Origin of the sequence: Pseudomonas sp. NBRC 111119 (genome assembly GCF_001320125.1) — a bacterium.
GTDB classification, from domain to species: domain Bacteria; phylum Pseudomonadota; class Gammaproteobacteria; order Pseudomonadales; family Pseudomonadaceae; genus Aquipseudomonas; species Aquipseudomonas parafulva.
Genome location: NZ_BCAV01000027.1, coordinates 1 through 9,784, shown reverse-complemented (window position 1 = coordinate 9,784; position 9,784 = coordinate 1). Strand labels below are relative to the sequence as shown.

The 9,784-nt window shown below is 63.0% G+C and carries 9 protein-coding genes; 4 read left to right on the top strand and 5 right to left on the bottom strand.

Annotated elements, in window-relative coordinates:
• Positions 1-20 precede the first annotated feature (20 nt).
• The 3 genes from APH25_RS12135 to APH25_RS12125 all read left to right on the top strand — a co-directional run bounded on the left by APH25_RS12135 (position 21) and on the right by APH25_RS12125 (position 3,664).
• Positions 21-698: a response regulator gene (locus tag APH25_RS12135; protein ID WP_028634578.1), complete on the top strand. Its 678-nt coding sequence runs from the start codon at positions 21-23 to the stop codon at positions 696-698.
• Positions 695-2,041: an ATP-binding protein gene (locus APH25_RS12130; RefSeq protein WP_060482106.1), complete on the top strand. Its 1,347-nt coding sequence runs from the start codon at positions 695-697 to the stop codon at positions 2,039-2,041. The genes APH25_RS12135 and APH25_RS12130 overlap by 4 nt, the downstream gene beginning before the upstream one ends.
• 300 nt (positions 2,042-2,341) lie before the next feature.
• The gene (locus tag APH25_RS12125; RefSeq protein WP_028634580.1) at positions 2,342-3,664 is read left to right on the top strand and encodes a dicarboxylate/amino acid:cation symporter; all 1,323 of its coding nucleotides are present in this window, start codon (positions 2,342-2,344) and stop codon (positions 3,662-3,664) included.
• A 93-nt stretch (positions 3,665-3,757) separates the two neighbouring features.
• On the opposite strand, the gene tsaA is transcribed toward APH25_RS12125, so the two are convergent.
• The 5 genes from tsaA to rimO form a co-directional block, all read right to left on the bottom strand.
• Entirely contained in the window at positions 3,758-4,450 is a 693-nt protein-coding gene (tsaA, locus tag APH25_RS12120) for a tRNA (N6-threonylcarbamoyladenosine(37)-N6)-methyltransferase TrmO (RefSeq protein ID WP_060482108.1), read from the bottom strand.
• A 6-nt stretch (positions 4,451-4,456) separates the two neighbouring features.
• On the bottom strand, positions 4,457-4,918 hold the full coding sequence (locus APH25_RS12115) for a DUF1456 family protein (RefSeq protein ID WP_028634582.1): 462 nt from the start codon (positions 4,916-4,918) through the stop codon (positions 4,457-4,459).
• A gap of 47 nt (positions 4,919-4,965) precedes the next feature.
• Entirely contained in the window at positions 4,966-5,676 is a 711-nt protein-coding gene (locus APH25_RS12110; protein WP_060482105.1) for an rRNA pseudouridine synthase, read from the bottom strand.
• A 75-nt stretch (positions 5,677-5,751) separates the two neighbouring features.
• Positions 5,752-6,207, bottom strand: a complete 456-nt coding sequence (locus APH25_RS12105) for a GNAT family N-acetyltransferase (protein ID WP_028634584.1) — start codon at positions 6,205-6,207, stop codon at positions 5,752-5,754.
• Between the two features lie 2 nt (positions 6,208-6,209).
• Complete coding sequence (gene rimO, locus APH25_RS12100) at positions 6,210-7,541, bottom strand: 30S ribosomal protein S12 methylthiotransferase RimO (RefSeq protein ID WP_028634585.1); 1,332 nt, start codon at positions 7,539-7,541, stop codon at positions 6,210-6,212.
• 234 nt (positions 7,542-7,775) lie between these two features.
• Here rimO and APH25_RS12095 point away from each other — a divergent pair, with 234 nt between their 5' ends.
• On the top strand, positions 7,776-9,686 hold the full coding sequence (locus APH25_RS12095) for a potassium transporter Kup (RefSeq protein WP_060482107.1): 1,911 nt from the start codon (positions 7,776-7,778) through the stop codon (positions 9,684-9,686).
• Positions 9,687-9,784: the final 98 nt, after the last annotated feature.

The window sequence follows — 9,784 nt, the reverse complement described above, 5'->3', positions numbered from 1 at the left end:
AAAGCCATAAGGAGCTGCACATGAAACTGCTGGTGGTCGAGGACGAAGCGCTGCTTCGCCATCACCTCAACACCCGCCTGGGCGAAAGCGGCCATGTGGTCGAAGCGGTTGCCAATGCCGAAGAGGCGTTGTACCAGGCCGAGCAGTACCATTTTGACCTGGCCATCATTGACCTGGGGCTCCCCGGTATCAGCGGGCTGGAGCTCATTTCGCGCTTGCGCGGCCAAGGCAAGGTTTTCCCCATCCTCATCCTCACCGCCCGTGGCAACTGGCAGGACAAAGTGGAGGGCCTGGCCGCGGGTGCCGACGACTACCTGGTCAAGCCGTTCCAGTTCGAGGAACTGGAGGCCAGGCTGAATGCATTGTTGCGCCGCTCCAGCGGGTTCACCCAGTCGACCATCGCTGCCGGGCCGCTGGTGTTGGACCTCAACCGCAAGCAGGCAGCCCTGGGTGAGCAACCGCTGGCGTTGACCGCCTACGAATACCGCATCCTCGAGTACCTCATGCGCCATCACCAGCAAGTGGTGGCCAAGGACCGCCTGATGGAGCAGTTGTACCCAGGTGACGAGGAGCGTGACCCCAATGTCATCGAAGTGCTGATCGGCCGCCTGCGGCGCAAGCTCGAAGGCGAGCAGGGCTTCAAGCCCATCGACACCGTACGCGGGCTGGGCTACCTGTTCACCGAGCGCTGCCGGTGATCCGCTCCCTCCGGGTACGCCTGATGCTGGCCGCCACACTGCTGGCGCTGCTGTTCATGCTGGCGCTGCTCCCGGCCTTGCAGAAGGCGTTCAGCCTGGCGCTCGAGGAGTCCATCGAACAGCGCCTGGCCTCGGACATCACCACCCTCATTTCTGCCGCCCGTATCGAGCACGGCCAGCTGCAGATGCCAGAGCTGCTGCCCGACGAACGCTATAACCTGCCGTACACGGGGCTGCTCGGTTACATCTTCGACCGCCAGGGCAAGCTGGTCTGGCAGTCCCGCGCCACGGCGGCGCAAAACGTCAACTACACCCCCCGCTACGATGGCCGCGGTAACGAGTTCGCCCGTATCCGCCAGGCCTCTGGCGAGGAATTCTTTGTCTACGACGTCGAGGTCAAACTGCTGGGCGGCCAGAGCGCGGCCTACAGCATCGTTGCCCTGCAGCCGGTGCGTGAGTATCAACACACCCTCGATGGCCTGCGGGAAAAACTCTACCTCGGTTTCGGCGCTGCCCTGCTGGCGCTGCTGGTGCTGCTATGGGCCGGCCTGACCTGGGGCCTGCGCTCGTTGCGGCGCCTCAGCCACGAACTGGACGACCTGGAGTCCGGCGCGCGGGAGGGCCTGAGCGGCGATCACCCCAGGGAGCTGCTGCGCCTCACCGGCTCATTGAACCGTCTGCTGCGCAGCGAGCGTGAACAGCGCCAACGCTACAGGCACTCGCTGGACGACTTGGCTCATAGCCTGAAAACACCCCTTGCGGTGTTGCAAGGGGTAGGCGAGAGCTTGCAGCAGCGCAGCGGTGAGCGTGAGCAGTCGCGTATCCTGCAAAGCCAGATCGAGCGCATGAGCCAGCAGATCGACTACCAGTTGCAACGTGCCAGCCTGCGCAAAAGTGGCCTGGTGCGGCACAGCGTAGTGTTGCGGCCACTGCTCGACAGCCTGTGCAGCACCTTGGCCAAAGTCTACCGGGACAAAAACGTGGACGTGACGCTGGACGTGCCGGAACAGGCCTGTGTGCCGATGGAGCAAGGGGCCCTGCTGGAAATGCTGGGCAACCTGCTGGAGAACGCGTATCGCCTCAGCCTGGGCCAGGTGAACGTCAGTTGGGCCAAGGTGCCAGGCCAGCTTACGCTGTGCATCGAAGATGACGGGCCAGGGGTGCCTGCCGATCAGCGCCAGCGCATCCTGGAGCGCGGGGAGCGGTTGGACAGCCAGCACCCGGGGCAGGGCATTGGCCTGGCAGTGGTCAAGGACATCGTCGACAGCTACGACGCTCGGCTCAGTCTGGGTGACTCGGTACTGGGCGGCGCCGCCTTCAGAATCACCTTCAATTTGGAATAGGCCTTTACCACCCGGCGCAAGGCGGATTTCCGCCATCGCCGGTGTACAAATTCCGCCAGCGGGCGGAAACCCGCCATATCCTCTGCAGTGTCGCCCCGTCGTTGGGCACGAAATGCCCGTTAATACTGCCATTGCACCTATCGTGGGCATTTTGGCACCACCTTTGCTATCGATATCAGCAGAGGCCTGCCAAGGCAGCTCGAACACAACGACAAATCCCTCCATGTGCAGGAGGGTTAGCGATTCAGGTGCCGCACCACCCTGGGAAGGGTGAACCGGCGCACTCGAGGAAATTTAGCCATGACGACACGTCAGCCGCTGTACAAATCCCTGTATGTCCAGGTGTTGGTCGCCATCACCATCGGTATTCTGCTCGGCCACTTCTACCCAGAAACAGGCGTCGCCCTCAAACCGCTGGGTGATGGCTTCGTCAAACTGATCAAGATGGTCATCGCCCCGATCATCTTCTGCACCGTGGTCAGCGGCATCGCCGGCATGCAGAGCATGAAGTCGGTCGGCAAGACCGGCGGCTACGCGCTGCTGTATTTCGAAATCGTCTCTACCGTCGCCCTGCTCATCGGCCTCGTCGTCGTCAACGTGGTCAAGCCAGGCGCTGGCATGCACATCGACGTCAGCACCCTGAACGCCAGCAGTGTGGCCGCCTATGCCGCCGCCGGCGCGCAGCAGACCACCGTCGGCTTCCTGCTCAACGTCATTCCCAACACTGTGGTCGGCGCCTTCGCCAACGGCGATATCCTGCAGGTGCTGATGTTCTCGGTGCTGTTCGGCTTCGCCTTGCACCGCCTGGGCAGCTACGGCAAGCCGCTGCTGGACATGATCGACCGCTTCGCCCATGTCATGTTCAACATCATCAACATGATCATGAAGCTGGCCCCGATCGGCGCCATGGGCGCCATGGCGTTCACCATCGGCCAGTACGGCGTGGGTTCGCTGGTGCAACTGGGCTACCTGATGGCGTGCTTCTACGTCACCTGCCTGCTGTTCGTGCTGGTGGTACTGGGCGGCATCTGCCGCGCCCATGGTTTCAGCGTCCTCAAGCTGATCCGCTACATCCGTGAAGAACTGCTGATCGTGCTGGGTACTTCCTCGTCGGAATCGGCCCTGCCGCGCATGCTGGCCAAGATGGAGCGCCTGGGTGCGAAGAAATCGGTGGTTGGCCTGGTGATCCCCACCGGCTATTCGTTCAACCTGGACGGCACCTCAATCTACCTGACCATGGCGGCCGTGTTCATTGCCCAGGCCACCGACACCCCGATGGACATCACCCACCAGATCACCCTGCTGCTGGTGCTGCTGGTCGCGTCCAAGGGTGCTGCTGGCGTGACCGGTTCGGGCTTCATCGTGTTGGCCGCTACGCTGTCCGCCGTTGGCCACCTGCCGGTTGCCGGCCTGGCCCTGATCCTCGGCATCGACCGCTTCATGTCCGAAGCGCGTGCACTGACCAACCTGGTCGGCAACGCCGTGGCCACCGTGGTGGTTGCCAAGTGGGTCAAGGAAATGGACAACGACAAGCTGGCTTCGGAGCTGGCCTCCGGTGGCGGCCCGCTGATCGATACCCGTCCTACCGACGACCTGGGTGTCGCTGAAGGCCCTGCTCGCTGATCTCGGGATAGCGAAACGAAAAAGGCGACCGTGAGGTCGCCTTTTTCATGCCTGCTTATTTACCCTCGGTGTGCGCTTGCAGGTTGGCCCGAATCAGGCCAGCACCACCTCCAGCACCCGAATAACCTGCGCTTGCGGGTAATGCCAGCGCACCTGCACGTCCCAGAACTTCACCCCGTATACCCGCTCCGGCGTTGGCACCTGGTAGGCAGGCCGTGGGTCTTGGGCCAGGCATTGCTCAATGAGCTCTACCACGGGTTGCCCCAGGCGCAGGGTATGCTCGCGAGCTTGCACCAGGGCAGCGTCGCCCCACTGCACGGCAATCGCTACAGGTGGCTGGCTGGCCATCTGGTTATGGGCATCGGCAATGGTGTCGGCGTAAGGCACATAGGGTTTTATATCCAGCACCGGGGTACCATCGAGCAGGTCGATGCCCGAAAGCAGCAAACGCCCCGGCTCGACACCCTCGAGGCGGACCACCGACTGGCCGATACCGTTGGGCCGGTGGGTGGCACGGGTGGCAAACACCCCCATGCTCGTGTTGCCGCCCAGGCGCGGGGGCCGCACTTTCAGCCGCGGCTTTTCTTCAAGGGCCTGGTGGAACAGAAACAGCAACCAGACGTGGCTGACCTGTTCCAGGCCGTCTACAGCCTCACCCTGATCGAACGGCGGCAGCAGCTCCAGCACCCCCCGTGCAGCCGGTGCCAACTGCGGCTGGCGCGGTATGGCGAACTTTTCCTTGAAGCAGGAGCGCACGATGCCGACCGGGCTTACCGTATGCTGCATGGTCATTCAGCCGCGCACGCGCTGGGTAAGGCCCTTGAGGAAGTTGCGCAGCAGCTGGTCGCCGCAGGCACGGTAGTTCTCGTGGCCAACCTTGCGGAACAGCGCGCTCAGCTCGGGTTTGCTGACGGGGAAGTCCACTGACTTGAGGATGGCGTGCAGGTCGTCTTCCTTGAGCTCGAAGGCTACCCGCAGTTTCTTGAGGATGAGGTTGTTGGTAACCGGCAGCTCGATTGGCTGCGCTGGCCGGCTGTCATCCTTACCGCGGCGGTAGATGACCAGGCCGTCCAGAAAGTGCGCCATTACCCGTTCAGGGCAACGCACGAAGCCTTCTTCTTCCTCTTTTTTCACGTAGGTCGCCAGCACCAGGGGATGCACGTCGAGGCCGGATAGCCCGACGATTTCGGCCATCTTGGCGTCGTTCACCTTGAGCATGTAGCGCAGGCTGCGCAGGACGTCGTTGTGGTTCATTGCTGCAGAATCCTGTTCAGGTGCCGCGCACCAGCGCGGCGTGTTGCTTAGAAGCGTTCGGTTGCTGCCACGTAACGCCATTGGCCAAGCGGTAGCTTGCCCATGGACACACCCCCCAGGCGGATGCGGCGCATACCCAGCAGCTCAAGGCGCAGATAGGCGCACAGCTCGGAGATTTGCCCAGGTTGAGGGTTTTTCAGCACCAGGCGCAGATGGGTTTCGTTCTGCCAGCTGGCCTTGGCCTTGGGCAATTCACGGTCATTACGCATGACGCCCCGCGCCAGGCGTTCCAATGCCTGCGGGCTGGCTTCACCGCGCACCTGGACGACGAATTCCTGCTCCAGACGGCGCAGGTCGGCATTGACCTTGCGGGTTACCCGCCAATCCTGAGTGAACACCTGCAAGCCGCTGGCACCGGGTTCAAGCGGCGCTACACAGGCCTGGCGGGCAAAGTGGCCGTGCAGGGCACGCACGCCTTCACGGTGGGCCTCGCTCAGGCTGCCCATGCCCATGCTTGCGCGGGCGCTCTCGGTATCCTGGCCGGCAGGCTGGTTCAGCAGCAGGGTAACCGGCTCCAGTGTTTCGGCGCGGGCGCCAGGCAGGAGGGCGACGCTTTGCTGTTCAACCTTGAACTGCGGTTGCTCGACCACCACACCGTCGACCGTCACCCAGCCCCCCTCTATATACAGCTCGGCCTCGCGACGAGAACAGCCAAGCTGCTCGACAAGGCGTTTGGACAGGCGGGTGGGTTCGGACATGACGGCGGTTCGCAAAGGCAAAAAGAGCCTGCATTGTACCTTCCCGCGCGGTTGAGGGGCGGGAATCTGTGGCAATCACACCGTTTTGCGCAAACGCATGTGCAGCAACGGGTAGGGCTGGCCCAGGCCATCGGTTGGCGAGCGGCCGGTCACTTCGAACCCTTCGTGCAGGTAGAAGCCCAAAGCCTTGGGGTTCTGCTCGTTGACGTCCAGCGTCTGGGCATTCAGCACGCTGACGGCGTGACGCAGCAACCGCTTGCCCACCCCGTGACCATGCCAGGCAGGGGCCACGAACAGCATGTCCACGCGGCCTTGGGCCACCCCGATAAAACCCTGGATACTGCCGTTTGGCGCCCGGCAGCACACCAGCATCACGGCATCCAGGTACTGGCGCAAGATCTTGTCGCGCAGCAGCAGGATGTAGCCCTCGGGCAGGAAGTCGTGAGTTGCGCGCACCGCATCTTCCCAAACCTGCACCAGCTCCGGGTAATCGCTGAGATGTGGCGTCTCGAGGGTTGGGAGCTGGCTCATGGTCAGATCGGCTCGGCCCACATGTCGTACTCGTCGGCATCTACTACCCGGCAGCGCACCTTGTCGCCCGGCTTGAAGCCATGGTCGCCATCGATGAACACGCTGCCGTCGATTTCAGGTGCATCGAAGAAGCTGCGGCCAACCGAGCCTTGCTCTTCCACTTCATCGATCAGCACGTCGATTTCCTTGCCGATACGCAGTTGCAGGCGGGCGGTACTGATGGCTTGCTGGTGAGCCATGAAGCGGTCCCAACGGTCCTGCTTGATGTCATCCGGCACCTCGGCAAGGCCCAGGTCGTTGGCAGGCGCGCCTTCCACCGGCGAATACTGGAAGCAGCCCACGCGGTCGAGCTGGGCTTCGGTCAACCAATCCAGCAGGTACTGGAAGTCTTCTTCGGTTTCGCCCGGGAAACCGACGATGAACGTGGAACGGATCACCAGCTCCGGGCACTGCTCGCGCCATTGCTTGATGCGGGCGAGGGTGCGGTCCTCGAAGGCCGGGCGCTTCATCGCCTTGAGCACCTTGGGGCTGGCATGCTGGAACGGGATGTCCAGGTACGGCAGGATCTTGCCGGCCGCCATCAGCGGGATCACATCGTCAACGTTCGGGTACGGGTACACGTAATGCAGGCGAACCCAGGCACCCAGGCTGCTCAGTGCCTCGCACAGTTCCAGCATGCGGGTCTTGACCGGGCGGCCGTTCCAGAAGTCGGTCTTGTACTTGACGTCTACGCCGTAGGCGCTGGTGTCCTGGGAAATCACCAGGATCTCCTTCACACCGGCCTTTACCAGGCGCTCGGCCTCGCTCAGCACCTCACCCACCGGGCGGCTGACCAGCTTGCCGCGCATGGACGGGATGATGCAGAAGCTGCAGCTGTGGTTGCAGCCCTCGGAAATCTTGAGGTAAGCGTAGTGGCGCGGGGTGAGCTTCACGCCCTGTGGCGGCACCAGGTCGATCAGCGGGTTGTGATCCTGGCGCGGCGGCACCACTTCGTGCACGGCATTGACCACCTGCTCGTACTGCTGCGGGCCGGTCACCGACAGCACGCTGGGGTGCACGTCACGGATACTGCCTTCCTCGACACCCATGCAGCCGGTGACGATGACCTTGCCGTTTTCCTTGATCGCTTCGCCAATCACTTCCAGCGACTCGGCCTTGGCGCTGTCGATGAAGCCGCAGGTGTTGACCACCACCACGTCGGCATCTTCATAAGTGGGCACGACTTCGTAGCCTTCCATGCGCAGCTGCGTCAGGATGCGCTCGGAATCGACCAGGGCTTTGGGGCAACCCAGGCTTACGAAACCTACCTTGGGGGTGGCGGGCGTGGTGGACATGACTAACCTCGGTATTGAATGCAGGTCGCCCGGCCGGAATCGGGGGCGAGCTTGACGGGCGCTTTCGGCGCCTCTGATCAAAAAGTGCGCAATTCTAGCGAGCACAAGGTCGCTTGACCAGCAGAAATACGACGAACGCTGCGCTATGCTTCGCGCCGTTGCGTCAGGCCGCTGCGGGTGGCCTGCGTGGAAGTGAACAACAAGGGCCTTGAAGGCCGTCTGCGGGAGTGGTCGATGGTTCAGGCAAGCAGTCACGCCGAGGGCGGGCACGCAGGTAAGCAGGGCGCGACACGGTCGCTGGGCCTGCTGGTGGCGGCGGTCGGGGTGGTTTATGGCGATATCGGCACCAGCCCGTTGTATACCCTCAAGGAAGTCTTTACCGGCGGCTATGGGGTGCCGGTCAACCATGAAGGTGTGTTGGGGATCCTGTCGTTGATCCTCTGGTCGCTGTTATGGGTGGTGTCGTTCAAGTACGTGATGTTCATCCTGCGCGCAGACAACCAGGGCGAGGGCGGCACCATGGCGCTGACTGCACTGGCGCGGCGGGCCACGGCGGCCTACCCGCGTTTGCGCACGCTGATGGTGATATGCGGGCTGATCGGCGCGTCGCTGTTCTACGGCGACAGCATGATCACCCCGGCCGTGTCGGTGCTGTCTGCGGTAGAGGGCATGGGCCTGGCGTTCGATGGCATCGACCACTGGGTGGTGCCCATTTCGCTGGTGGTGCTGGTGGCGCTGTTTCTGGTGCAAAAACACGGTACCGAGAAAATCGGCAAGCTCTTCGGCCCGGTGATGGTCACCTGGTTCCTGGTGCTGGCTGCCCTTGGCGTGCACGGCATTCTGCAAACACCCGAAGTGCTCAAGGCCTTCAACCCGGGCTGGGCGGTGAACTTCTTCGTCGTCCACCCAGGCATGGGCGTGGCCATTCTGGGGGCTGTGGTGCTGGCCCTGACCGGTGCAGAGGCGCTGTATGCCGACATGGGCCACTTCGGTCGCAAGCCCATCGCCCGGGCCTGGTTCGCCTTGGTGCTGCCTGCGCTGGTGCTCAATTATTTCGGCCAGGGTGCGATGCTGCTGCAGAACCCGGAGGCAGCGCGTAACCCGTTCTACCTCCTGGCGCCGGGCTGGGCCCTGCTGCCGCTGGTCGGCCTGTCGACGCTGGCCACCGTCATCGCCTCCCAGGCGGTGATCTCGGGGGCGTTCTCCCTCACCCGCCAGGCTATCCAGCTGGGTTACATTCCGCGCATGCATATTCAACACACCTCCAGTGACGAGCAGGGGCAGATCTACATTGCCGCCGTTAACTGGACGTTGATGGTAGGGGTGGTGCTGCTGGTGATCGGCTTCGAGTCATCAGGGGCACTGGCGGCGGCTTACGGGGTGGCTGTGACCGGGACCATGCTGATGACTACCATCCTGGTGTCTGCGGTGATGCTGTTGCTGTGGAAGTGGCCGCCGATGCTGGCCGTGCCGATCCTGGTGGGGTTCCTGCTGGTCGACGGGCTGTTCTTTGCTGCCAACGTGCCGAAGATCGTACAGGGCGGCGCCTTCCCGGTATTGGCCGGTGGCGTGCTGTTCCTGCTGATGAGTACCTGGAAGCGCGGCAAGCAGATCCTGGTGGAGCGCATAGACGAAGGCGCGCTGCCGCTGCCGCTGTTCATCAGCAGCATCCGCATCCAGCCGCCACACCGGGTAGAGGGCACTGCGGTGTTTCTCACGGCCCGGTCCGACGCGGTGCCCCATGCGCTGTTGCACAACATGTTGCACAACCAGGTGCTGCACAGCCAGGTGGTGTTGCTGACCGTACTCAGCGAGGACCGGCCGCGGGTGCCGGAGCAGGAACGTTTCGAAGTGGAGGCTTACGGCGACGGTTTCTTCAGGGTGGTGCTGCACTTTGGCTTCATGGACGAGCCTGACGTGCCGGCAGCGTTGAAACTGTGCCACCTGGACGACCTGGATTTCACGCCCATGCGCACCACGTATTTCCTCAGCCGGGAGACGGTCATCGCCTCCAGGCTGGAGGGCATGTCGCGCTGGCGTGGCAACCTGTTCGCGTTCCTGCTGAAGAACGCCAACGGCAACCTCAGGTTCTTCAACCTGCCGCTCAACCGGGTGATCGAGTTAGGAACGCAGGTAGAGATCTGAGTGACCAGGCAGGGGGTGCAGAATGCCCCTTGCCACAGCAGATGAACCAGCCCTCTAGGTTGCGGTGTTGCGCAGTCCAGTCCTGTGGGAGCAACTGT